This window comes from Cupriavidus basilensis (assembly GCF_000876015.1).
Classification (GTDB): Bacteria; Pseudomonadota; Gammaproteobacteria; order Burkholderiales; family Burkholderiaceae; genus Cupriavidus; species Cupriavidus basilensis_B.
In genome coordinates this window covers 1-21,911 of record NZ_BBQM01000016.1, presented here as the reverse complement: position 1 = coordinate 21,911, position 21,911 = coordinate 1, and the positions used below count along the sequence as shown (strand labels likewise).

35 protein-coding genes are annotated in these 21,911 nt (G+C 63.0%); 6 read left to right on the top strand and 29 right to left on the bottom strand.

Features of this window, described 5'->3' with window-relative positions; all coding sequences use genetic code 11:
* Positions 1 to 12: 12 nt before the first annotated feature.
* From KF708C_RS35715 to KF708C_RS16355, 28 genes are all read right to left on the bottom strand, one after another.
* Positions 13 to 1,293 carry a hypothetical protein gene (locus KF708C_RS35715; protein ID WP_059412650.1) on the bottom strand — a complete coding sequence of 427 codons (1,281 nt, stop codon included), beginning with the start codon at positions 1,291 to 1,293 and terminating at the stop codon, positions 13 to 15.
* On the bottom strand, positions 1,290 to 3,365 hold the full coding sequence (locus KF708C_RS16480; RefSeq protein WP_156173857.1) for a portal protein: 2,076 nt from the start codon (positions 3,363 to 3,365) through the stop codon (positions 1,290 to 1,292). The genes KF708C_RS35715 and KF708C_RS16480 overlap by 4 nt, the downstream gene beginning before the upstream one ends.
* Entirely contained in the window at positions 3,362 to 3,895 is a 534-nt protein-coding gene (locus KF708C_RS35710; protein WP_156173856.1) for a hypothetical protein, read from the bottom strand. The genes KF708C_RS16480 and KF708C_RS35710 overlap by 4 nt, the downstream gene beginning before the upstream one ends.
* A 7-nt stretch (positions 3,896 to 3,902) precedes the next feature.
* Complete coding sequence (locus KF708C_RS16470; RefSeq protein WP_059412647.1) at positions 3,903 to 5,459, bottom strand: terminase large subunit domain-containing protein; 1,557 nt, start codon at positions 5,457 to 5,459, stop codon at positions 3,903 to 3,905.
* On the bottom strand, positions 5,456 to 6,364 hold the full coding sequence (locus KF708C_RS16465) for a terminase small subunit (protein ID WP_082079606.1): 909 nt from the start codon (positions 6,362 to 6,364) through the stop codon (positions 5,456 to 5,458). The genes KF708C_RS16470 and KF708C_RS16465 overlap by 4 nt, the downstream gene beginning before the upstream one ends.
* A 30-nt stretch (positions 6,365 to 6,394) precedes the next feature.
* Complete coding sequence (locus tag KF708C_RS16460) at positions 6,395 to 6,757, bottom strand: hypothetical protein (RefSeq protein WP_059412646.1); 363 nt, start codon at positions 6,755 to 6,757, stop codon at positions 6,395 to 6,397.
* Positions 6,758 to 6,952: 195 nt separating this feature from the next.
* Positions 6,953 to 7,279: a hypothetical protein gene (locus KF708C_RS16455; RefSeq protein ID WP_059412645.1), complete on the bottom strand. Its 327-nt coding sequence runs from the start codon at positions 7,277 to 7,279 to the stop codon at positions 6,953 to 6,955.
* Positions 7,273 to 7,938 carry a transglycosylase SLT domain-containing protein gene (locus KF708C_RS16450; protein ID WP_156173855.1) on the bottom strand — a complete coding sequence of 222 codons (666 nt, stop codon included), beginning with the start codon at positions 7,936 to 7,938 and terminating at the stop codon, positions 7,273 to 7,275. Before KF708C_RS16450 ends, KF708C_RS16455 begins: the two co-directional genes overlap by 7 nt.
* Positions 7,938 to 8,636 carry a Gp49 family protein gene (locus KF708C_RS37035; protein ID WP_082079605.1) on the bottom strand — a complete coding sequence of 233 codons (699 nt, stop codon included), beginning with the start codon at positions 8,634 to 8,636 and terminating at the stop codon, positions 7,938 to 7,940. The genes KF708C_RS16450 and KF708C_RS37035 overlap by 1 nt, the downstream gene beginning before the upstream one ends.
* Positions 8,633 to 8,911, bottom strand: coding sequence for a hypothetical protein (locus KF708C_RS16440; RefSeq protein ID WP_059412643.1), 279 nt, complete (start codon positions 8,909 to 8,911; stop codon positions 8,633 to 8,635). Before KF708C_RS16440 ends, KF708C_RS37035 begins: the two co-directional genes overlap by 4 nt.
* 2 nt (positions 8,912 to 8,913) lie before the next feature.
* Positions 8,914 to 9,159: a hypothetical protein gene (locus KF708C_RS16435; protein ID WP_156173854.1), complete on the bottom strand. Its 246-nt coding sequence runs from the start codon at positions 9,157 to 9,159 to the stop codon at positions 8,914 to 8,916.
* 805 nt (positions 9,160 to 9,964) lie between these two features.
* Positions 9,965 to 10,297, bottom strand: a complete 333-nt coding sequence (locus KF708C_RS16430) for a hypothetical protein (RefSeq protein ID WP_059412641.1) — start codon at positions 10,295 to 10,297, stop codon at positions 9,965 to 9,967.
* A 26-nt stretch (positions 10,298 to 10,323) separates the two neighbouring features.
* Entirely contained in the window at positions 10,324 to 10,740 is a 417-nt protein-coding gene (locus tag KF708C_RS16425; RefSeq protein WP_059412640.1) for a hypothetical protein, read from the bottom strand.
* 163 nt (positions 10,741 to 10,903) lie between these two features.
* Positions 10,904 to 11,251, bottom strand: a complete 348-nt coding sequence (locus tag KF708C_RS16420) for a hypothetical protein (protein WP_059412639.1) — start codon at positions 11,249 to 11,251, stop codon at positions 10,904 to 10,906.
* Complete coding sequence (locus KF708C_RS16415; protein WP_059412638.1) at positions 11,244 to 11,426, bottom strand: hypothetical protein; 183 nt, start codon at positions 11,424 to 11,426, stop codon at positions 11,244 to 11,246. Before KF708C_RS16415 ends, KF708C_RS16420 begins: the two co-directional genes overlap by 8 nt.
* 11 nt (positions 11,427 to 11,437) lie before the next feature.
* Positions 11,438 to 11,983, bottom strand: coding sequence for a hypothetical protein (locus KF708C_RS16410; RefSeq protein ID WP_156173853.1), 546 nt, complete (start codon positions 11,981 to 11,983; stop codon positions 11,438 to 11,440).
* 123 nt (positions 11,984 to 12,106) lie between these two features.
* Positions 12,107 to 12,454: a DUF1064 domain-containing protein gene (locus KF708C_RS16405; RefSeq protein WP_197090375.1), complete on the bottom strand. Its 348-nt coding sequence runs from the start codon at positions 12,452 to 12,454 to the stop codon at positions 12,107 to 12,109.
* Between the two features lie 101 nt (positions 12,455 to 12,555).
* On the bottom strand, positions 12,556 to 12,819 hold the full coding sequence (locus tag KF708C_RS16400) for a hypothetical protein (RefSeq protein ID WP_156173852.1): 264 nt from the start codon (positions 12,817 to 12,819) through the stop codon (positions 12,556 to 12,558).
* On the bottom strand, positions 12,816 to 13,715 hold the full coding sequence (locus KF708C_RS16395) for a hypothetical protein (protein WP_156173851.1): 900 nt from the start codon (positions 13,713 to 13,715) through the stop codon (positions 12,816 to 12,818). Before KF708C_RS16395 ends, KF708C_RS16400 begins: the two co-directional genes overlap by 4 nt.
* Entirely contained in the window at positions 13,712 to 13,951 is a 240-nt protein-coding gene (locus tag KF708C_RS35705; protein WP_156173850.1) for a hypothetical protein, read from the bottom strand. The genes KF708C_RS16395 and KF708C_RS35705 overlap by 4 nt, the downstream gene beginning before the upstream one ends.
* Positions 13,948 to 14,172, bottom strand: coding sequence for a hypothetical protein (locus KF708C_RS16390; protein ID WP_059412634.1), 225 nt, complete (start codon positions 14,170 to 14,172; stop codon positions 13,948 to 13,950). Before KF708C_RS16390 ends, KF708C_RS35705 begins: the two co-directional genes overlap by 4 nt.
* The gene (locus tag KF708C_RS16385) at positions 14,169 to 14,981 is read right to left on the bottom strand and encodes an ATP-binding protein (protein ID WP_231586516.1); all 813 of its coding nucleotides are present in this window, start codon (positions 14,979 to 14,981) and stop codon (positions 14,169 to 14,171) included. Before KF708C_RS16385 ends, KF708C_RS16390 begins: the two co-directional genes overlap by 4 nt.
* The gene (locus KF708C_RS36435; protein ID WP_197090374.1) at positions 14,923 to 15,780 is read right to left on the bottom strand and encodes a hypothetical protein; all 858 of its coding nucleotides are present in this window, start codon (positions 15,778 to 15,780) and stop codon (positions 14,923 to 14,925) included. The genes KF708C_RS16385 and KF708C_RS36435 overlap by 59 nt, the downstream gene beginning before the upstream one ends.
* Entirely contained in the window at positions 15,777 to 16,220 is a 444-nt protein-coding gene (locus KF708C_RS16375; protein ID WP_082079604.1) for a Ref family recombination enhancement nuclease, read from the bottom strand. The genes KF708C_RS36435 and KF708C_RS16375 overlap by 4 nt, the downstream gene beginning before the upstream one ends.
* Positions 16,214 to 16,969 (bottom strand): DNA-methyltransferase, encoded by a 756-nt coding sequence (locus tag KF708C_RS16370; protein WP_059412631.1) that lies wholly within the window; start codon positions 16,967 to 16,969, stop codon positions 16,214 to 16,216. Before KF708C_RS16370 ends, KF708C_RS16375 begins: the two co-directional genes overlap by 7 nt.
* 235 nt (positions 16,970 to 17,204) lie before the next feature.
* Positions 17,205 to 17,504 carry a DUF4406 domain-containing protein gene (locus KF708C_RS16365; protein WP_059412630.1) on the bottom strand — a complete coding sequence of 100 codons (300 nt, stop codon included), beginning with the start codon at positions 17,502 to 17,504 and terminating at the stop codon, positions 17,205 to 17,207.
* Positions 17,501 to 17,728, bottom strand: coding sequence for a hypothetical protein (locus tag KF708C_RS16360; RefSeq protein WP_059412629.1), 228 nt, complete (start codon positions 17,726 to 17,728; stop codon positions 17,501 to 17,503). Before KF708C_RS16360 ends, KF708C_RS16365 begins: the two co-directional genes overlap by 4 nt.
* A gap of 65 nt (positions 17,729 to 17,793) precedes the next feature.
* Positions 17,794 to 18,060, bottom strand: a complete 267-nt coding sequence (locus tag KF708C_RS16355; RefSeq protein WP_059412628.1) for a hypothetical protein — start codon at positions 18,058 to 18,060, stop codon at positions 17,794 to 17,796.
* 32 nt (positions 18,061 to 18,092) lie between these two features.
* On the opposite strand from KF708C_RS16355, the gene KF708C_RS16350 reads away from it, so the two are divergent.
* Positions 18,093 to 18,389, top strand: coding sequence for a hypothetical protein (locus KF708C_RS16350; protein WP_059412627.1), 297 nt, complete (start codon positions 18,093 to 18,095; stop codon positions 18,387 to 18,389).
* Between the two features lie 654 nt (positions 18,390 to 19,043).
* On the opposite strand, the gene KF708C_RS16345 is transcribed toward KF708C_RS16350, so the two are convergent.
* A complete protein-coding gene (locus KF708C_RS16345) occupies positions 19,044 to 19,274 on the bottom strand; it encodes a helix-turn-helix transcriptional regulator (RefSeq protein WP_059412626.1) in 231 nt (76 codons plus the stop codon).
* 55 nt (positions 19,275 to 19,329) lie between these two features.
* Between KF708C_RS16345 and KF708C_RS16340 the strand changes: the two genes are divergently transcribed.
* From KF708C_RS16340 to KF708C_RS16315, 5 genes are all read left to right on the top strand, one after another.
* Complete coding sequence (locus tag KF708C_RS16340; RefSeq protein ID WP_059412625.1) at positions 19,330 to 19,878, top strand: helix-turn-helix domain-containing protein; 549 nt, start codon at positions 19,330 to 19,332, stop codon at positions 19,876 to 19,878.
* A 107-nt stretch (positions 19,879 to 19,985) separates the two neighbouring features.
* Positions 19,986 to 20,246, top strand: coding sequence for a hypothetical protein (locus tag KF708C_RS16335; RefSeq protein ID WP_231586515.1), 261 nt, complete (start codon positions 19,986 to 19,988; stop codon positions 20,244 to 20,246).
* A gap of 304 nt (positions 20,247 to 20,550) precedes the next feature.
* Complete coding sequence (locus KF708C_RS35700; protein WP_156173848.1) at positions 20,551 to 20,853, top strand: hypothetical protein; 303 nt, start codon at positions 20,551 to 20,553, stop codon at positions 20,851 to 20,853.
* Positions 20,854 to 21,039: 186 nt separating this feature from the next.
* Positions 21,040 to 21,354, top strand: a complete 315-nt coding sequence (locus KF708C_RS16320) for a hypothetical protein (protein ID WP_059412621.1) — start codon at positions 21,040 to 21,042, stop codon at positions 21,352 to 21,354.
* A 150-nt stretch (positions 21,355 to 21,504) separates the two neighbouring features.
* The coding region (locus KF708C_RS16315) for a DUF7666 domain-containing protein (protein ID WP_441602285.1) at positions 21,505 to 21,911 on the top strand (407 nt) is incomplete at its 3' end.

Genomic DNA, 21,911 nt, shown 5'->3' with positions numbered 1-21,911 from the left:
TGGTGGTTATGGTTACACGCTGCCAAAGCCGATGAGAACCCAGGCCGTACCGTCATAGACGGCATCTGCAAACTGCCCGACAGCGAGGGACCTAATCCATCCACCCACGCTATCGAGTAACTGGACGCTCGATCCGCCCGCGGCACGAATCACATGGACGGTATCGCCAAGAGCCGGGTCTGTCGCATTGAGCGTCACCGTGCGAGTCGCGGTGGTGGTCTGGCTATAGATGACAATGGTGTTGCGCACTCGCCCGGTCGTCAGACTCGCGTCGCCGGGCTTGACCACGGTCGGCGCACCGACATTGGCATACCCCTGCGCCAGATCGCGCGCCGCCTCCGCCGCTACCTGAGCGGCCCCCGCTGCCGTCGCGCTCGTCCCGGCCGCTGTTGCACTGCCCGCAGCCGCCGTCGCGCTCGCGGCAGCGTTCCCAGCCTGCGTGGTGGCCGTGCCAGCCTGAGTCGCGGCCGCAGTGACGGAACCAGCCGCAGCGGTGGCGCTGGCTGCTGCCTCCCCCGCCTTGGTCGTGGCGGTGCCAGCGCTGGTACTGGCCGCCGTCGCCGACCCCGCAGCCGCTGAGGCCGAGGCGCTGGCGTACCCTTCGCTGGTCGAGGCCGTCGTGGCCGAGCCGGCGGCTGCAGTCGCGCTCGCCGATGCCTCGCCCGCCTTCGTGGTCGCCGTGGCGGCGCTTGCGGCTGCTGCGGTTGCGCTGCCAGCTGACGCCGAAGCCTGCGCCGTGGCATTCACCAGCGAAGCCGCCGCATCGTTCGCGCTCTGCTGTGCTGATTGGGAGGAAGCCAGCGCAGCCGCCGCCTGCTGGCCGGCGTCCGTCGCGCTGTCGGTGGCTGCCGTCGCACTGGTTTCGGCGGCGGCCTGCGCTGCCTGCGCGGCAATCTTGGCTGCGTTGGCGCTGCCCACCAGGTCTTCGGCCAGGCCTTGCGCCTGCTCGAAGAAGTCCTGAAAGTCACTCTTGCCCGGAATCTCCGGCAGTTGCGCGATCTCCGACAGGTTCGCCGTGGGCGCATCCGGCACCATCGCAATGGTGCTGTAGCCCTTGGCGTCCGTGGGCTGGACCTTGATCTTGTAGTTCGATGACTGCGAGCCTAGCGAGTTCGGCCACAGCTCGAGCGTGCATTCGCCAAATTCGTCCGTCACCGCCTCGACGAGCTGCGGGACCACGAATCCATCATGGATCTCGTACCGGTCGAGCTGGGCCGTGATCGACGCGCCGGCCACGGCCTGGGCGTTCTGGTCGTACAGCTTGACGCTGACTGCGCAGGTTGGGATGCTCATGCGAATTCACTCGGCGGGTTGACGGGTTGCGGCATGCGGGCGTTGTCCGCCTCGGCTTCGAGTTTGTCGGCTTTGGCATTCTCCGACCTGACCTTGGCCGCGGTCAGCGCCGCCTCGAGCGTGGCCATGCGCTTCTGCATGGTTTCCATCGCCTGCTGCTGGGCGGCTTGCGCTTGCGCGGCCTGCTGTTGCTGGGCCTCGTCCATCACGCCCACGGTTTGGCGCAACTGGTCGATGACTTCCTGCTTGTTCGGAATGTCGAAGTAGTCGACCAGATAGGGCACCAACACGGCCTGCAGCTGTGGCGGCAGCCCCTTCGCGAGTTCGGAGAGCATCGTCCCCTGCTGCACGCGGAATGTGGGCGACGAGGGAATATCGTCCAGCACGACCTTGGCTCGCACGCGGGAGGTGTCGTTGACGACCGTCTGCTGGCCTGTTTCCGGATCGACCGCGCGCTGGTTCAGCACGATGATGCGCTTGCGCTTGCCATCCCCGACCGGCACCTGAATTTCCCGCCCTTCCATGTCCTCCAGCATCATGGAGAACAGCATTTCCCCGACCATACGGCGGGCAAAGCGGTAGTTGTCGTTCGTTTCCCCGAGGGTGTTCAGCCCCTGTTCCACCAGCGAGTTGATCGCCAGGCCCGAGTTGGCGGACGAGTTCTGGCCCATCATGGCCTTGTGGATGCCGGAGGATTCGGCGATTTCCTGCTTCGCTTCCTGCATGGCTTGGAACTGCTGGGCCGCGAGTTCCCCGCCCATGCTGACCTCGAAGCGGCTTTCGGGCCTGCGACGCGGGTTCAAGATCGTGTACGAGTCGGCGCGCGCCACCTCCTCGCGGGTGCGGTCGTGGTCGACCACCGAATCAGCATCCGTGACCACACGTCGGCTGTTCAGCAACCAAAGGTTCTTCGATTTCCGCGCATTGATCTCGTCTTGCGGGCTGATCATGGCCCGGATGAGGCCATACGGCGAGAGGGTCAAGTCCTCCCGGAAGCCGAAGAACGGCACATAAGGGAATATGCCGTGCTTGTACGGGCTCGGCACGTCATAGAGGAAGTGCGGTCCGCAGTACCACGCCAACCGAATCTTCTCGAAGATCCGCTTCTCGACCTTGACCGCGCCGGCCAGAATGGCGGTGGTGTGCTTCGGGTTGTTGAAGTCAGCATCGATGGCGCGGCCATTGGCCAGCCGAATGACGTAGCCAGACACCCACTTCCGGTACCAGATTTCGTACAGGCAGACGCGCCGGCGGAAGGTGTCGCGCCAGTCTTGTTCCTCAAGCCGGGTATCGCGCTCGTTCATGAACGAGTTCGCCAGACCGGTATTCTCGGACAAGACCGGATCGAATCCGGCCCAGCCGCTGATGCACTGGCGCAACAGCCCCGCATATTCGGGCATCTTGGCAATCGCCGCATCGACATCCATCCAGCGCCGGCGGATCAGCCATTTCGCGTCGCTGAGATCGGATTCCGTCGAGCGCCAGTCCCACGAGATTTCGCGCCGATGCACATACTTGGCGCGGTACGGGAACTTGAAGGGATCGGACTCGCGCGACACCTCGACCCAGCCCATGCCCGTCTTGCACTGCGCGGCATAGGCGTCCGAGCATGCGCGGTCCGCGCGCGTCTCCGTCTCGGCATGCTTGAGCTTGAGGGAAAGCGCCTCCGCCATCTCCGGCGTGGCAATGCCATCATCTTCCGCCCGGACCAGCCAGTCGGTGCGGGTCTTCGCCTCCATGCCCAACACCGTGTCGATGGTGGGCTTGATCAGGTTCGTGATCAGGGGCGGCTGGCCGCGATCTTGGAGGATTTCCAGCGTCTTCGCATCCAGCTGGTTCCCATCGTAATAGTCGGCGCACTTGTCCGCCTCGCGGCGCCAACCCGGCTGGTGCTTGATCTCGTAGAGGAAGTTCTCAACCTGCTCGCGACTCAGAGCCTCGTCCTTGAGTTCGTCGGGTAACTTGTCGCTGCGCTCGATGTCCCCGTCGACACGGCCGGCACCGACCGCTGCGGGCTGCTGCTCGTCGCGGGACATTGAAGCGCTCGACAGTTGGATGTCGCCGATTGTCACCGTGCAGTCTCCTGCTTGTAGATGCTGAAGCCAGTGCGGCGCGCATAGTCACGCAGGGCTGCAGGATTGCCGCGGTGCTGCTGCAGCACCTTGAACGTGCCGGAATCAAAGCCGCTCGGGTTGCGCGGATCGAAGGTGTCTGGATCGCGAATGAATTCGCCGATATTGGCGTCGTCCAGCATGTTGGTGAACTTGCCTTTCGGGTCGAAATAGTAGGTACCCTTCTCATTGCCGCCGTCGTCGACCCGGACAAAGAGTTGCCGCGCAGTCCGTGCGGCGTCATTCCCCTTCGTGATGAACTCACCCGGCACAAAGTAGCCTCGCATCCCAGGGTAGAGTTCCTGCACGGCAGGCGCGCCACCACTCTGTGCGGGGGCGGCCTGCGTCGGTGCGCCGATATACCCAGCCAGATCAAGCCCGCTCGTGAGTGCACCGGACGCCGGCGCACGGGAGGCCACGGGCATTCCATACCCAGCAGGGGCAATAGCGGTCCTCGCGTACTCTGCCAACCCTAATTTGCTCGAATCCATGATGTCCTCAGCCGGCGCGCCAGTCGTATTCTCGGCGTCGGGAATCAATTCGAGTCGGTACCGGCGGCGTGGCGGCGTAACGGAGCGTCATCGTCCCGTAGCGGCTGGCAGACATCAGGTCGTCCTTCAGCTTGACGATCTTCCCGTCCTTGCGGTGGTACAGCCGGAACTCCTGGAACCAGTCGTGCAGATGGGCAAAGACCTTCCATTTCCCGGTCTGCATGCGGGTGAGCATGTCCATCAGCCCGGCCTCGACGCTCGAGCGCGACACCTTGGAACCATCCTCCGTACCCGTTTCTTCGTACTGCGCGCGCTCCCACAGCATGTTCACGCGCGCCTTGCGGTACAGTTCGGCCAGTTGCTCGCCGCTGCCCTTCTCGGTGTTCAGCCCGTCGTGTGGCCATGCCACGGGCACCCAATCCCCGCGCGAGAGGATCATGGGCGCCTGCTGTTCCGGCGTGGTTTCCCGAACGCGCAAGCAGTCATAGACGTAGATGATGTCGTTGTCGCGATCCCATGCGATCCAGACCATCGCGCTCGGGTGGTCCCAGCCGAAGTCCAGGGCGCACAGGCGTGGCCAGGAATCCGGCAGGGTGAAGGCCGGCACCTTGATGGTTTCCTCGTCGACCGGGAATATCCGGCCGGAGCCGAGCACCGGATAGCCCTTCGAGCGGGCTTCGCGAAGGTATGGCGGCGTGGCATCGAGTAGTTCGCGCTTGGTCTTCTCGTCCAAGTGCGGCACGTCGTCCCAGCCGGCCATCACCAGGTACTTCGAGTCGCTGACGCGCGAGGCGACCGCGTCCTTCGCCTCCGGCAACCCGTTGGGCAGGAAGGCCATCACCGTCTCGCTCATGCCTTCGAGCGGCGTGAACGTGATGAAGATGATTCCGCCGGTGGTGGCCGTCCGGATCAGGCACTCACCGTAGATGTCGATGGGCGGCTCTTCGTCCAGCCAGACGCCATCCTGCTCCGTGCCCTCGAATGACCCGCGGCCCTGCTGATAGCTCTTGAATCCCAGCTTCGACCAGCCGCCGGAGACATGGCGGATCTTCACCGTGTCGACCATATCCGGCACGCCCTGCTTCCAGGTGATCATGCCGATGTCGTCGCCCGGGATCATGCCGGTGCCGGTGACGCCCTTGCGCCCGCTCGCATGGGTGATCTCGCCCAGCAATTTCGCCTGAACGATGTCGCGTGTCGTCTCGTTCGTCTTGCCTGCTGCCCAGAACCGCACAGGTTTGAAGAAGCGCCGTCCCGTCCACCAGTCCGGATAGCGGCCGGTCAGGTGGCATGCGACCTCATAGGCGCCGCCCTCTGTCTTCCCGATCCGGTTGCCGGCCATGAAGCAGCGCTCGCGATAGGCGGCGCCGGCCTCGAAAAACTGCAGGTGCTTCGGGTAGAGAAACCGATTGAACTTGCCCGTTTCGGGGAACAGGCCAAGCATCTTCCGCCTAGCCCAGCGATGCGTCTTCTCATCCAGCAGAGCCAGCAGTTCCAGCTTCTGCTCACGGGTAAGGCTGGACGGCTGGACGGTGGCCAGCGCGCTCGCGGCGACCTTGCTCATTCGTCAGCGGATTGCCGAAGCGCCTCCTGCTTCGCAAGGATAGCGGCCTCCAGTTCCTCGTCCGTCATGTCGGCCGGCCGCTTGGTGACTTCGATCTCGCTCTTGTCCACGAACATCTTCAGGTGCCGCGCGATGTTCTCCAGGGCCTTGGACTGGTCCTGCATCTTGACCTCGATGCCATCCTTGGTCAGCTTGACGCCCGCGTAGAGCGCGCGAGCCGTGGGCTTGAGCTTGCGGGTGTCGTGGATGAACGGCACGCCGTGCCCCTCGCCACTGCATTCCGGGCAATCCTCATGTGGATCGGCCTTGGCGTTGAACCCATAGCCACCCGCATCCGTCGGCAGAGCCGGAGGCGGGCCTTCCGGGTCAGCCTGGGCCAAGAGATCGGTGCAGACGCGCTGATACTCGGCTTCGTCGACCCACTGGTAGTGGTGATCGACGCCGTGGCAGTTACGGCAGCACACGCGCCGATACTCGATCAGGTCATTGGCGTCCGCAAAGGCGATCTGGTGCCAGCGCTTGAGCACCTGGTCGGCGGTGATCTGCGTCCGCTCCGAGCGCGCGTCCATAGCAGCCTGGATAGCCGCCACCAGAGCCGGTTTCGTTAAGTTCTCCGCCGCGATGGTCCGGGCCGTTCGTGTGCTGTATCCGGCGCGTATGGCAGCCTGCGTCCCGTTCAGGTCAACGATGTACTCTTCGACAAAGCGCAGTTGCTTCTCCGTCAGTACCTCCGGACCGGGGGCGCGCTTGATCGTCGCCCTCTGGACCTTGGGCACTTTCTTGCCAGCCGGCCGCTTCCTGGTGTCTGGCTTGCGGGCGGCAGTCTTCTTCGCCACCGGCTTGGCCGGGGCGGTTTCGGGTTCCTCGCGGCGCCTCTTATCGGAGGGCGGGCCGGACTTGCTCATGGTGGGCTCCTGTTCTTGGTTGGTCGGCGGTCAGCCGGTGCGGGATTGCTGCAATGCGGTGGGCGGCGGCAGGCTGGACTTGCGGATGGTGTCCATTACCACCGTCCCGGAGGCGGCGATCACGGCCAGCATGCCGGCGATCACCCAGCCGCGGACCATGCGCAAGGTCGGCATGTCCGCCTCGATCGCGCGGACGCGGGTGTCCTGTTCCTTCTGTGCCTTGAAGGCGCGGTCCAGGGCCTCCCGGGTTTCCAGCAGCCTTTGCTCGAGCGTGATCAGCCTGGCGTTCTGCTCCACCAGGCTTGCCAGCGTCCTCTCGATCTGGCTCAGCCGGTAGACGATCAGGGCCGCGGACTCGGTGTGCGTCTGGGCTTGGGGGTCCTGCTCGCTCATCGGGTGATCTCCAGGGATAGGGCCTCGCGGGCGTTCACGGCGTCAAGCAGGCGTTCGAAGCGGGCGGAGCAGGATTTGCCGTACTCCTTTGCTTCTCCTAAGCGTGCGGCTAGGTCGTACTGGTCAGCCGTGGTGAGCGACTGGAAAATGGCGCTGCCGCACGGCTGTTTGAGTTCCGCCGGCACCGGCGGGAACCTAACGGTTAAGGTCGTCCCGCAACCCGTCAGGGAGGCGGCAAGCAGTAGGGGCAGGATTCGCACTGGCGGCCTCCGCGAGTTGGGATTGGAAGGTCGCCGCTTCGCTCTTCGCCGCGGCGAGTTGTTGCCGGAGTTGCTTGACCTGTGCAGCGTCCGCCACCTGCACGGCCTGGGTGGCGACTTTCCCGACGGTCTTCTCGGCGCCGGCCTGGGCGGCCTGGCGCATGGCCATGTACAGCATGCCGCCGGCGGCGCCGACCAGAAATGCGATGGTCATGAGCGCGAGGGCCTTCCAGAGGGGGATCGATAGGATGCGGCTCAGCATGGATATGCGACCGGACGGCCCCAGGTCTTGAACAACGGCTGCCAGCGGCCCAGGATTTGGTGCGGGTAGGCTTGGTTCTCGCGCTGGTTCGCCGGGTGGATGCCGGGGTTGATCTGTCCCGTCTCCGCCCAACTGCCCGGGCGCGCGGACAATTTCTGGCGCTTGTTGACGTATCCGCTCCCGCCGTTGTATCCCGATAGGGCGAATGCCCAGCGGTCGCATTCGGTTTCAGCCACCTTCACGCGGTCGTACAGCCAGCGGTCGTACCAGACCCCGGCGCGGATGCTCCACTGCGGGTTCAGGGGCTGCACCGGGCCATCCACCCCAGCCTGGCCGGCCCATTCCGCCGTGGTCGGCATGAACTGCATCAGCCCCTGGGCGCCCACTTGGCTGCGCGCCAGCGGGTTGAACTTGCTCTCCTGCATGATCTGGGCGGCGACCACGGGCACCGGGCCGGTCACGCCGAAACGGAAAGCCGTCTCGCGGGCGATGGCCTGGCGGTACTGGTTCGCCGCCGGCGGGATCTGGGCGCAGGCGAGCGCCGCGAGCAGGTAGAGTTCAGCCAGGATCAGCAGCGCGACGATGGCGCCACGGCGCATCCACGCCTTGGGGTTGGCGGGGGCGGCCGTCCGACGGGCGCGAGAGGCGCGTGTGCTCATCACTCGTCCCGGTATGCGTAGCCGTTGGCGCGCGACGGGCCGGCCAAGGCTTCGCGAGCGGCCTTGCGGCTGGTGTAGACCGGGATGCTGGCGTAGACCTTGGGCGACTGCATGTCAGGGAACACGGTCACGTTGACCAGCGCGCCCTCGCCCACGCCATGTACCCGGGTGATCATGGCTGGGTGTTCGTCGGCGCCGTTGGTGATGTAGCCCTTGTGGATGACGGTGTTGCCGATCCGCGGCCGCCACTCCACCGACTCGGGCGCCGGCGGCGTCAGCTCCGTGTCGGCCGGCAGTGCGCGGTCTTCGGCGGGGATGGCCGGCGGCTCCTGCTGTTCCGGCTGGGCTTCGGCTGCTTGGTGAAGGCGCTCCCGCAGGGCATAGCCCATCAGCGACCACACCTTCTGCACAGCGTTCGCGCGGGCGATCTTGCGACCGATCTCGGCGTCGAAGTTCTCCGGGCTGGCGCAGGCCGACTCGCCGGTCACGGTGAAGCCGTTGCGCAACACCAGCACGCAGAAGGTCAGCAGGTCGAGCGGACCCGGATACCTGTAGCCAGCAACTATGCCGCCGTCGATGCCGTCGGCCGCCGTGAAATAGTGCTCGCTGTCGATGTTCGCTTCGATGTCGGCCGGCGTGACACGCGGCGCGGTCTTGCCCTTGGCTTGGATTTCCTGCTCGATGGCTTGGTCGCTCATAGTGCACTCCGGATTGCCTGCACCAGATCGACCAGGCCATCGCGGATCTTCCGCGCCCGCTCACGCTCCGCCAGCCGCCCGGCCCAGCGCCCGAGCAAGAACAGCGTCAACAGGACAACCAGAAGCGCCGCCGAGGTGGTCCACGTGTACGGGCGCCCGCTGCTTGCAGGGGTACCGATCAGGCCGATGGATGACCACACAAGCAGGACCATCAGATCGATGGCGAGCGCGACGGGGTGGAAGAAGAAGCAGAGGAATGAGAGGATCTTTGCCATGATCAGAGCCCCGTCAAGCCAGCGATGATCACGCCAGCGATCACGATGGCGCGCGCCAGCCGGTCCTGCGAGCTGCTGGCGGCGTACACCCGGCCCAGCGCCTGCCGGGCAATCCAGTAGCCCACCCACGCGAACGTGGTGACGTGGCCCAGTTTCTGGAGCGTGACCTGCACGGTCGGGAATCGGGTGCCGTCGATCAGCAACACGGCGACATAGAAGGCCAGGCCGAACAGCAGCCAGATAGCCATGCGCAAGCGGTCTTGCAACGCGTGGCTCTTGGGGAATCGGGGCATTGTCGTCTCACTCGGTTGAGAATGAGACGATGGTATTGGGCGGTGAACTATTCGAGGCGAAGCAGAAAAGAACAAGCCCCGCACGAGGCAGGGCTTGGGTGAGGGGCCGGCGCTGGTCTCCGGCTTGCGTGTCGTTTGGCCATTACACCCGATCCGGCTTGACGCTCATGCCCTTTGCCACCGCAGGCTCTGGGACAGTTTTTCAGGCCACAGCTATCCGCATCGTCCGACTGCTAGGTTTTAGCGCATCAGCCTGCGCATTCCCTCGCGGCTGGCGATTGATCCGCCGGACGCAGATACACGGTCCTGTACCGTGCGCTACCCGACGTTGGCGCAACTCGGCCCAATCGCCATGCGTGAGAGTGCTGGGTTTTAGCTATGCCGCGTCCCCGATTCTTCAGCCCAGCAAGCGCCTCGGGTAAGTCTGTCTCAGGGCTCCGCGCGCTCACGACAGACAACTAGCGCACCTCAATGCCCCATCTCAGGGTGGGTCTTCACGGATGGTGACTACTGCGGCCCTCATGGACCTCTCTGCCAATTTCATTGCCCCGCGACGGGCAGGCAGATAACCGGATTTCGCGTACCGGATGCAATCACCATGCATGAAGGCAGGCAGGATGCTTTGGCGGCTGTCCCGCCTGCGGCGCCATCTTTGCCGATCCTTCGCCTGCTTGCGGCATTGCAGGCCTCATGACCTCCCATCGGCTGGGTTCCCGGGCTATCTACGGGGCATTGAGGTCTTAATTATAGGGCGCTGCCGCTATTCGACTCGGCCGCCTACACCACGGAAAAACGCCTCAAGGTTAGTGTATCCAGTGTCCCGCTGGACCAGCGTCATCCGCCCCCAGCGCGCCGTGAATTTCCGCCCTACCCGCGCGATCTTCCCATCGTTGTACAGGTAGGTCAGCGCGTCCAGTGCCGGCTTGTACGGCAGCCCGGCCCGCCGCGCCACCTCCTGGCCGACGAGAAAATCATTGCTCTCGGCCAGCACCTCCAGTATCCGCTCACGATGCGTCCGCGCCCGAACCTCCAACTGCAATGTCAACTGGCCCGCCGCCTCCCAGGCAGCGCGCCGCTTGGCATGTACGCCCATCTTCCCGCCCCTGAAAGGGACCCGGGTTAATCAAACTGCACCCCTAGTTCGCTCGCGGCATGCGCGGCTACCTTCTTTGTGTATTCGGACATGGCGCCCACGGTGATCTCGCCGCGCGCGATCGATGGCGCCACCATCCTTACCGTCCCGTCCGGCATGCGCATCTCGCGCACCGGCAGGAAGCGTTCCTTCATCTCGACGTGCCATGCCTTCGCCGAGAACTGCCGGCCGCCGATCCACACCTGCTCGGCGATGGGCTCGATCACCGCCGACCAGTAAAATTTCACCTGTTCTTCCAGCCTGTCTTGCGACTCGTCGACCAAGACCAAGCGCAGCGGTGTGCCCCGCTCCGCCATCGCCGGGCCGGCAGCCCGGACGGTGGCTACCACCTCTTGCCAGTCCGCGCGGCCGCGGAGGACGAATTCGCGGTGGATTTCGGTCACTCAATCGGCTGGTAGATGGTGCGGCAATCGCGCCACAAAGCCTTCGTTCTGATTCTCCTCACCCGCTGAAGCCATGCCCAGCGCCCGGCGCCGAGACGGACCGGGCGCCATGCGAACCATGCGGCCGTGACCGTCATGACGCCCTCGCCGTACATATCACCATCTACCATTGCGCTTGCTCCTTTGCCTGCCTGTGCAGATACAGCGCCTCAGCAGCGCGCGTGATTGCGATGCGGGTAGCTGCCGCGCGGTTATCCCCGGCATCCTCGATGACGGTCAGCGCCACACCGCCGGGGTAGGCGGTAGCAGTCACCCTGCGCTCGCCCACGCCGACGTTGAGGCGGCAGTCGACCATCAGCCTGAGCGCATCCACGTCGCTGCGGCGAGGATCGAACAGCGCCCATTGATCGCCCACCCCGATATGGACGACCTCCAGTTCGCGCACACGGTAGCGGCGCGTCTCGTAGCCGGCGGCGCGGGCGGCCGCTTCGATTTGGTCAAGATCACTCATCGTCCGCCTGCTCTGTAGAAGAGTCCTTTAGGGTGGCCTCGATCCAAACCACTCGCTTTGAGGGGTCAACGAACGCCTCATACCTAAAGAGTGTTTTGTTCCCTTCCAACTTGAACCCCTCGACGTAGTACCGGATGACGTCATCCAGACTGACCTTCACATTCACAATCTCCATGCCGCCTCCAGTTACACAGCCAGCCCGGCCGCGCTCATCCTGCGAGTTCCCTCGCGCTTCAACCGCACCACGTTGCCGGCCTTGATGCGGCGGTCGGCCTCTTTGATTGCGGTCGTGAATTGCCGCTTCGTCACCGTCTCCAGCAACTGCTCGTAGAGCGCCATTGCCTCGTTGATCGCGCGTAACCCATCGCCCGAGACACCAAGCCTGCCGATCTGCTTGCAGCGCTCGCCGACTTCGATCATGGCGTTTTGGGCAGCGTGGATGACGGTCAAGCCCACCTCCTTGTTGCCAGCGCCTTCGCATAAGACTTGAGAGGCGTTCATGGCGTTGACGATGGTGTGCCAGTCATCCTTCGTGGCGCTGCCGCGCGCGAGTGCGGACACAGAGGCATGGGCAGCGATCAGGATGCTGGCGCGCTGGTGGTCCGGCAATGGCTGGTCGCTCTCGAACAACATCGCCGGGATGTCGTTGCGGATCTCGCGCGGGCGGTGGGCCCTGCGGGGCTTCTTCGTGCCGGCCATCAGGGCCTCGCAATCCGCACGCAGCGGGTCCAAGGGCAATTCGGCGCCGTGTGGTTGGCGCCACCGCAGTTCGCACACTTCATCGCGCGAACCCCACCGTGATCGCCACCATCGCGATCACAACGGCCAGCACAAATGCATTCATGACGTCATCCATCAGATTTCCTCCTCGAGCCATCCGGATCCAACCTTCCCAGCGGGGTAGATGAACTTGAAGACGAACGGGAACTGCGCGGCAGCCACCTTCATCTTGGCGCGCGCATCGTCCGTGACCATCGCCTTCGCGCCCTTGTAGTCCCGCAGCTCGATCACGCCCGAGGCAAGCATCACCGCGAAGTCCACGGTGATCGAGGTGTTCGGCGCGATCATCAACTTCACGGCCTCGAACTTCCACCACAGCACCGCGCCAGCTAGCTTTTGCTCGTCCAGGTAGACGGCGTAGCGGGCCTCACCCTTGTTCATCTGGCCGGTCTTGAGCCGGCCCAGTGCCTGGGTGCGCCTCACGACAGCCGCCGCGCGATCAGCCTTAGATGGCGCCGTAGGCGCGGACCAGATCGCACGATGTGCGGCTAGATAACCATCGAGAGTCCATCGTGGTTTCTTGCTCATGGCTGCAGCCCATCAGCGGGATAGATGAACTTCGGATCGGTCGCCCACATGGCGTGCTGCTGGACGGCTTCTCCAGCATCGATCTTGGCTTTCAGGTGCGCAGCCCATTCGCAGAGGCGGTTGTATGCTTCGACGCTGCCCATCTGCGTCTCCATGTCCTTGACTGCGTTGTACATTCCGTACTCGCAGGGGCGGACGATCTTTTTGGGGGCCGGCCGAGCCGCCACTCCTTGAACCGGTAGTTGGCGGATGTCGCTCATGCAGCCGCCTTCTCGCCGACTTGCGTCGCATCGATGATCGCCTCAGTTTCTCGAAATTGATTGAAACTGAGCTGCATCCCACGGATGATCCTGCGCAGTTCCTTCACCGTGGTATCAGCTTGTGCCAGCGCAATCATGTCCCGCAGGCGCGCGCCCATCTCGTACACCCGACCAGCATCCGGCTCCATGCCAACGACTGCGGCAAGTGCGGACAGCAGCTCCGAACATTGATCGTCAACTCGCTTGCGCGCTGCTCGGCGCTTTTCCTCGATGTGCGCTAAGTCGGCCTCCAGCATCGCCGTCTGCTTCATGATCTCGACCTTGAGGCTGGCCAGCCGATGAGTGGTCCCGTTTCGGTGGTCGCTGATCGCAGCCGCAACCACTGCCCCAAACTCGGCGCGGATTTTTTGTAGCGTCTGATACTCGTTGAGCGACCGCCACGCGCGATCCTTTTGCAGTTCCTGCCGCTGGATGTCACGGCGTGCGCCATCGATCAGCAACTTCATCCACGCATCGCGCGGCAGCGTGTCGCATTTGGTCAATGCCGGCTTCTTGAGCGACCGCCACCCATCGGGGCCTCGAACCATCAACCCCGCCCCGTGTGGGACATCCTCTTTCTTGAGCAGGCCGGCCGGGCATGCAAACACCACTCCACTGGCAAACGCGAGATAGTCGGTGTACTTGCCCTTGGTCACATCCGAGCGAAAATCGGACATCGACACCTTGCACTCGTAAGCAATGGGCTGGAAGCGGCTGTAACTCTTCGGCAGCGCATAGACATCCGGCCGGCTGCTGTGCATGGCCCCGAGCTGCATGTCCGTCCAGACCATGCGGTCGGTGTTGCTGCGGAGATGCGCAGCCAGGTCCTCGGCTAGGCCGTCATGCGTCCAGGTCATGCCTTGCTCCTGATCCATTCGCGGCGCGCCGCCGCCTGTTCTTCGGTCACGGCAACGTGCTTGCCGCACTCCAGTTCGGTTTCTGCTGCAGTCCACCTCAATGTCAGCGTCTCCAGTTCGCATCTACCCATGCCCACCTTGGCATGCACGATGTCGCTTGCTGTGAGATGGGCTACCGCAGGGCCTTTGCGGGGCTTCATGGTGAAATGGGCGCAGGTGATACAGGTGACGGTCATGCGCGCCCCAGCTCGGTCGGCCCAGTGGAGACCCGCAGGTAATTCAGAAGCGCTTCTTGAGGATCACCGTAGAGGACCACCACTTTTAGGTTGATGATGATCCGGACGATAACGATGCCGTGCGGGCAATCGAAGTCGATCACCTCGATGTTCCGAAACTCAGGCCCGAGCAGCATCTCGCGCGTTACGGCGTCCGTACCCACAAAGGAAACTGCGCTCATGCCTGCCTCCGGTAACTGGGCCAGTCGAAAACAACCAGGCGGCCGCCGCCCTCGCGTAGCCGGTCGAATGAGCGCTCGCCGAGGAACTGGGCCAGCGCTTCCTTGGCCAAGTTGCTGATAACGATTGTTGGCTTCACCTCCTCATACCGGCCGTTGATGATCTCGAAGAGGATCAGCTTTTCCGTGTCGCTGCCGAACTGGACACCCACTTCATCAAGGATCAGCAGATCCGGCTTGATGAAGGTGCGGATGGCGTCCCGCTCGGTCATCGCCGAGTCACGGCCGTAGGTCTCCTTGACTGCACGCACAGCCCCCATCACCGAAGTGAAGACCGGCGACAAACCGCGCATCATGATTTCGTGCGCAATGCCGACGGCAAGATGAGTCTTGCCGGTACCGACGCCGCCACAAAGAATCAGGCCGCATCCGCCTTCAAGTTTGACCTCGAAGTTGTCCGCGTACTCCTTGGCCACGGCCAGGGCACGCCATGCCTGCTCGCAGGTCGGCGCGTAATTCGCCAGACGACGATCCTCGAAGCGAGCCGGAATGGCTGCCCGCCCCAGTAGTTGCTGCGTGCGGCGTTCCGCCCATTCGCGCGCGATCTCGACCCTACGTTGCGCATCGCCCTGCTTGTCCGCAACCTCAAGGCACCTCGGGCAGATCGTCCATGACTTCACCGGCGTCTGCATAGCCGTGTACTCACCGTGCTCGTCGCACTTGCGCAACTCGGTCGCCCGGTTGCGAAGCCACTCAGAAGGCGCCATCTTCACTAACGCCCGCGCGATAGTCCTGCTTGCTGAAGTTTCCATGCTTACTCGCTCCCTTGCCCATGCTCTTGTTGATTGCCCCGGCTAGCCATGCCGCTGGCTCCATCGGCCGCTCCCGCATGAGGCGCTGTGCTAGGTCCCACGCGCCATCGTCCCCGAACTGCTTCATCGCTCCGCCCAGCAGAGACCGGGCGCTCTTGTCCGGTACGCCTCGCTCAACCATCCACGGAACGGCGACCTGAAAAATCGCGTCCTTCGCATCCAACCCGGCAGGCATTGCTGGCGACGCGCCAGCGTCCGTTCCGTCAGGAACGGGAGTAGTTCCCGAAGGTGAAGATGCAGATGCAGTAGAAGAGCCGTCACCAAAGGGGGGGTTAGGTGCGCCCTTTGGTGGCTCACCATTGCCTTTGATTTGGCGCCCCTTCGATGCATCATCATTGCCATCACCAAAGCGGGAGGATTCACCGCGAATGGTGCGCACGTATTCATCGCGGACCATGCGCGACGAGTACCAGACAGGGCCCTCTTGCGCGGCAATGAGCGTCACCGGATCGCCATTCTTGCGGCCCGATCTGGGGGTATAGATGAATGCCTCGCACGAGGCACCGACGTCCGCGCCCTTCAGCACGCCCTTTGTCAAAAGCGCCTTCAGGTCGACCAATCGGCAGCCAACAGCTTGGGCAATTTCCTTCAAGGTCCAACGCAGCACGCCGTATTCTTCAGAGTCATGGAGCAGGCACATGACGTCGAGCCATACGCCCTTCTCAGCATGGTTGCAGCGGCGCAGGTTCGTGTTGGACTGCCAGTCGCCTGGGTAGAACTGGAAAGAAGGGCGCCTCATTGCCTTTCGGACTCCGATGGCGGCAGATAGGCCACGAGCAGCGTTTGCGTCTCCGCCGTCAAGTCGGCCTCATCGAATCCGTAGACCAAGGCAAAGCGCTTCACGCCGAGCCCATGCACCCCGGTGTCGCCGCGGTGGTGTTCGGTGCAAAGCGGAATCGCGTCGCGGTGGGGCGCACGCTGGGCCATGCCAGTGCCCTTGCGCGGGTGATGTACCTCCGCTGGCGTGGCACCCAGGCCCAGCCGTCGGCAGACGGCGCAACCGAGGGAGACCACGTGCCCGAGATAGTCCCGCTCCGCCTTGCGCGGCTTCTTGCGGGACTTCTTCTTGAAGGGGCTTGGCACCAAGCCGGCGGTCTGCTTCAGCCAGGTCGTGGAGCGCAGCGGCGTGCGACGTTGGAGAGGCGCGCCGGCCTTGAGGGGTGTGCGACGAGTCAGCATGGCTCTACCTCCAACACCAGCCCAGGCTGCCGCATGCGCTCGGACTGCAGCGCGATGTATTCGGGGTTCAGCTCGGCACCCAGCCAGCAGCGGCCTAGCATCTCAGCTGCAATGCCGGTGGAACCACTGCCCATAAATGGATCCACTACGAGGCCACCCCTCGGCACTGAGTAGGAGATCAGCGGAGCGAGAATTCCGAGCGGCTTCTGCGTCGGATGCAGTGCGCGGCCGTGCTCGTTGGCAACATCGATAACGCTGCGCATGATCCGAGGGCCACCCTCCTCGGACACATAAGTCGTCGCCCCGGTGACTCCATGCCAGCGCGCCGGCGTTGCTTGTTTCCGCACTACCTTTGCCCGCGCATCCATCGTGTGCTGCACATCACGGTACAAGTCGGCCCACGCGCCGCGGTAAAACTGGATGGCATGCTCGTGCACGCGTCGGAATCGGTCGTTATGGAAGCCGGTTCCGTTCTGTTTTTGCCAGACAATGTCCTGGCCATAGCGAAAGCCTGCGGCCTCCATATCGGCGAACAGTGTGGCAATGAAACGCATACTTCCGAACACCCAGATGCATGCCGAAGGCTTAAGCACGCGAGCGACCTCAGCTACCCAACCATCGCAGCGGCGATCCCATTCCAGGCTCGTGTCACCATAAGGTGGGTCGGTGATGCACGCATCCGCGAGGGCAGCCGGCCACTCTCGCATGACGGCGCGGCAGTCGCCTTGGTAGCAGTGGTTGGTCAGCATGCTACGATTCCTCCGAAAAAGGAGGGTCGGACATGCGAGTCGGAATAGCTATCGCCGTTGTCATCATGCTTGCGCTGGTCGCTGTTGCTCATTTCTTCCGCTACGAGGCCATCCAGCCAAACAGTGGAGGGGTCTTCTTTTTTGACCGTTGGACGCACCGTGTCTGCCGCCCTAATGGACCAGGTCCGCTGATGTGTGAAGCCAATCCGTTTGATCGGTTTGATCCAAAGTAGCGTCACGCTGCCACCTCATCGGCGGCCAGAATGACGAAGCCCAATCGCTCCGCGATATGGCGCTCCAGCGTCGCACCCCGCGACAACTCCCAGCCAGGGAGAAGAAAGATCGCCTCGCACGTGACCATTTCACGGATGTCAGCGCGCATGCATTCGAGCCATCCCGCACTGGGGTCGGCATTGATTTCGGCCGGATTCACGACGTGGTGCCCTTCTGCGCGCAGTCGGCTGGCAGCCTCGTGAAAGGCGGGAAAATTCAGGTTCGGAATGCCCGTCATCGGGCCGGCGATATAGACCTTCATGCCGCCACCCCGCCGGCCCGCTCGAGCATCGCAGCCAGTTGCCGGCCCTGCCGTGTCCTGAACTCGTCGCCACCGACCTGCGTCTGCGCATGCAGGTAGCCCGCCTTCCATTCGAGGGCTGCCTCCTCGCCGTATATCGACGGGCATGCATCGAACGACTTGCCCTCGCGCGCAGCCTGCGCACCCTCTTCCCGAATCGCTGCTCGCGACCTGATCTGTTCCATTCTTTCCGCCCCCGGATATAGTGGCGCGCCCGGCGCCGTGGTGTTTTTGCGTGCCTCGCGGCGCCTTACTTTTCTTGGCCGCCGATTCCTGCCGGTTTCACCGCAGTGATTCGGCGCCGTTCCTGCGCTATCTTGTCCATGAGGTCACCGAAGCCCCACTGGCAAAGGATGTCGCGGGTCAATTCCGCCTCGGTCATGCCTAGGGCTGCGGCTGTGGTCACGAGCTTTTCGCCGACGCACTCCGGCAGAAGCGTTCTCGACTCATGCGTCAGCTTTCCAAGTGGATGCGTGTAGGGGGCTCGGGCCATAAGCATCTCGTCAAGTTCGTGCATCTGATCCCCGGATCATCAAAAAGGAGTAGTGGATGGAACAGCAGCACGCAGCGAGCCAAAAGGCCATGCCACTGAGCGCGCGCGATCTCGAAGATCGAAACCTGCGGCTGCAACTTTTCCTCGTGCGGCAGCTCGTGCTGCGTCTCTACTCGGACCGGCATGGTGATGACGCGCCCCGCCTTGTGCGGGAGCACCTGGAATCCATGCGCGAGTCCGTCCACGAAGGAAATCTGCATCCGGCTGAGCACGCGATGCTGCTGGACGAAACTGCCGAAGCGCTCGCGGAAGTCGGCGAACACCTCGAACTACTACAGGCCGGCGCGCTGTAAATGGCGCCTGACCTCCCTGCCCTGCTTGGTGCCGGCCGCACATGGCGGACAGCCCTTGCGCAAGCTCGAAGGCCATCTGCCTCGCAGTCCGCGGTGCTGCATTCGCTGGAATCTGGATCGGGGTCATCTGGCTATCGAGCAACGGGTATAAAAAGCCCCCGCGCCAAGACGCGGGGAGGAAGCCGCGAGCGGGTCAACCTCGCGGCGGGGTACGGCGCCGGCCCGTCGCAAGCGACAGAGCCGTCTGATACGAAAAAGCAGACAAACCTGCATAGGTCCGGTGACAAACTCGGGCGCATGTACACCTTTGGCGAACGGCTCCGTTGGGCAATGGCGCGGACGCAGCCGCCAACCTCCGGTCGCGCGCTTGCGTCGCGGGTCGGCATTCGTCCGCAGTCCATCCAGCACCTATGCAGCCCTGACCGCAATGCGAAGGGAAGCAAGCACACAACTGCGATTGCACGAGCCCTTGGCGTGTCAGCCGAGTGGCTGGCGAATGGGATTGGAGAGCCTTACGAACAAGGCAGCCCGGCCTTCGATCAGCGAGCTGCGGTTGAGGCATGCATTCGGTCCACGCAGCAGTTGCTTGCGGACCTGCAGAACCTTGCGCAGGTGCTTGGGGGATCGGTGGCCGGGCCATCGCGCAAGCCCTGATCACGACGCCTCGGCGACCGCCGGGCTAGCGCCGGTTTTGGCGCCTACACCGAACACGCTGGCATGCAACTGGTCAATGGCGACCAACGTGCTCCCCTTGCAGTCGGCTTGACCCTTGAGGATGCGATTCACCGTCGGCTGGGAGACGCCAAGCTTGCGGGCCAAGGCGACTTCGCTGAGGTCCGTTCGCGCCTTGATCTCGGCGAGCTTGGCTTGATGTGTTTTGTCCATGCCTGCAAATCTATACACGAATGAATAGATTGTCAATGCACACATGAATAGAGATTTGACGCCCATCTATACGCGCACGTATATCTCACGCATGGGAATCGCAACACGAATCGACCGGATGATGAGCGAGCGCAAGATCAAGGGTCAGAGCGCCTTGAGCCGCCTATCCGGCGTACCGCAGCCAACTATCGCTCGCGTATTGAAGGGCAGGACAGACACACCGGAACTGTCCACGGTGAAGAAGCTGGCCGCCGCTCTAGGGGTTACTACTACCTGGCTAGCAGATGGCCCGGATGATCCCGTTCAGTACACAGGGGAATCTTCCGCGGTAGTGCATCTGGCGGCGCCGGCGGCCGATGAGATTACGGAGCGTGCCAGCGTCCTCCGCGAAATGCAGATCGCCCAGGCCACCGCCATCCTTGCTGGGTTATCCGACAGCGCGCTGTCCAAGGCTCTTGGCCTACTTCAAGATCTGCGCAGCAGCCCTCCCGACGAGGGAGTTGGCGATGAAGATCAGCCTGTGTTTGCTCGCAAGAAAAGGGGCATCCAGATCAGCGGCCTCCATCCCGAACCCAAGGAAGGCCGCAACCGCAAGACAAAGTAGCCCCACTTTGGCGGGGAGCCAAACAAAGGCTTATCGCGCTACCTTCTCATGATCTGTAACGGGGTCAAAAAATGAGAGCAAGAATCTTGGGGGTAGCGGCGATCGGCATGGTTCTCGCCGGCTGCACCACTGTTTCGGATGTCAGTCCGGCCGGGAACGGCAACTACACCGTTGGCACCCGACACATGGGCGGCGTCGATTCCTGGCAAGAGATCAAAGCGAGCAGCCTTCGGCGCGCCGATGCCTATTGCAAGGAACAGGGAAAGCAGATGGAGCAGGTCGATATGAAGACCCACGGTGCGCGGGGCTGGACCCCGCTTGAATCCGAATTGACTTTCAAATGTGTCGCCCAGCAGGCGGCCAGTTAGCTGATTGGACCTAGAGAAAATAAATACCGGGGGCGGACATGCAGTTCGGGAAGGTCAAGAAATTCCAAGAGCTAGCCAGATCAGCATCAGCTAGCGGGCTCCCAATGCTTATTGGGACTATGATTTTTGGCATCTTCGTTCTGGGAGCCGTGACCGAAGGCGTTGCTGCTGCCTTGGGCGTTTGGCATATTTTCGCGCTAGTCATTGCGTTACTGGTTATAGGCTTCGTTCCGTTCGGCACATATATCGCAATGGGTTTCCTTATCTACGGTATCTACCGATTCTTGGTGACATAGGATACAAAATGAGAACAGCCGCCATTCTCGCCGCGCTACTTGTTTGTGCCACTAGCGCGAGCGCCCAAACCTACGTCCGCCCCTCCATCGACAAAAACGGCAACTACCGCGAGGGTCACATGCGGTCCAACCCCGATCAGTTGCGCTCCAACAACTACAATGCCGAGAACAACCAGTATGGTGGGGTAAATCCCTACACGGGCCAGCGTGGGCACCAGAAGGACGAGTACAGTAACCCGCCGCAGTACAACCAGTCCTATGGGCAACCGCCCAGCCAGCCGGGCCAGCAGCGCCGCAACTACGGCTTCTAGCCTCGAACCGAACGGCAGCAAGGCCCGCCCGCAAGGCGGGCTTTTGCATCTGTAGCGGTACCTCTGCCGCTTGGCGACAGAGCCATCTGCCTCCCAACCGCGGGGGGGTGCCCTAGTATCAGCCCTCCCCGTAATCTGCCTGAAAGGCAAGACCGACTCTTGCCCATAAAAAAGAGAGCAGGGGTCATGGACAACATCATTCAGATGTCAGCCTTCCGGAAGGGGCGGACGGTGAGACAGCAGGTACGGGCGCGCCCGCCGGACGACGACCCGGCTGAAGACCGCATCACGTTTCAGCACGGTTACGGGGGCTCCTATCAGGCCAACATCGGAGGGCTGTATGCGGATGACCCTCTCCTCGTAGTTCGGTCCATACTGGACCTATTGGTGCGTCTCGTTACCGCCTTCCCTCATATCCGGGACCAGGCTATGGAACTCTTGGGCGACACTATCCGGAAACTCGCCATCGCTGCCCAGGCCAGCGCCATCGCAACAAAGTAGACAGGAAACCCATGGGCTAGGCGCCCGCCGCCCTGCCCCTCCGAAGTTGGGTCCCGAACTATTCATTTGCGTATTGATTTATCTATTCATTGGTGTATAGTTTTCTCCATCGGCACTGCACACGCAGAGCCAAGACCGATGGAGATGCAGATGGAAGACACCGCAGCGAATCAGCAAATTGAGAAGGTTGCCGTCGAGCAAGGTGAGTGCGTCGTAACAGCCTACAAGGGCTTCAACAAGGACTTCGTATGCCATCCCAGTGGTGGCCAGCGCGTGCAGTATGCGGTCGGTGAGACGTTCGAGATCGACGGAAAGATCGAGGCGTGCGAACGCGGATTCCATGCCTGCGAATTCCCGCTCGACGTGTTTGGCTATTACGCACCGGCCGATAGCCGCTTCGCCTCTGTGGAAATGTCCGGCGAGCTGAGCCGCGAGAACTCGGATAGCAAGATCGCCGCTGCACGCATCAGCATCAAGGCCGAGTTGAAGATCCCTGAACTGGTATCGCGGGCCGTCAGCTACATCCTGTCGCGCGTGGAATCGAGCAAGACGGAATC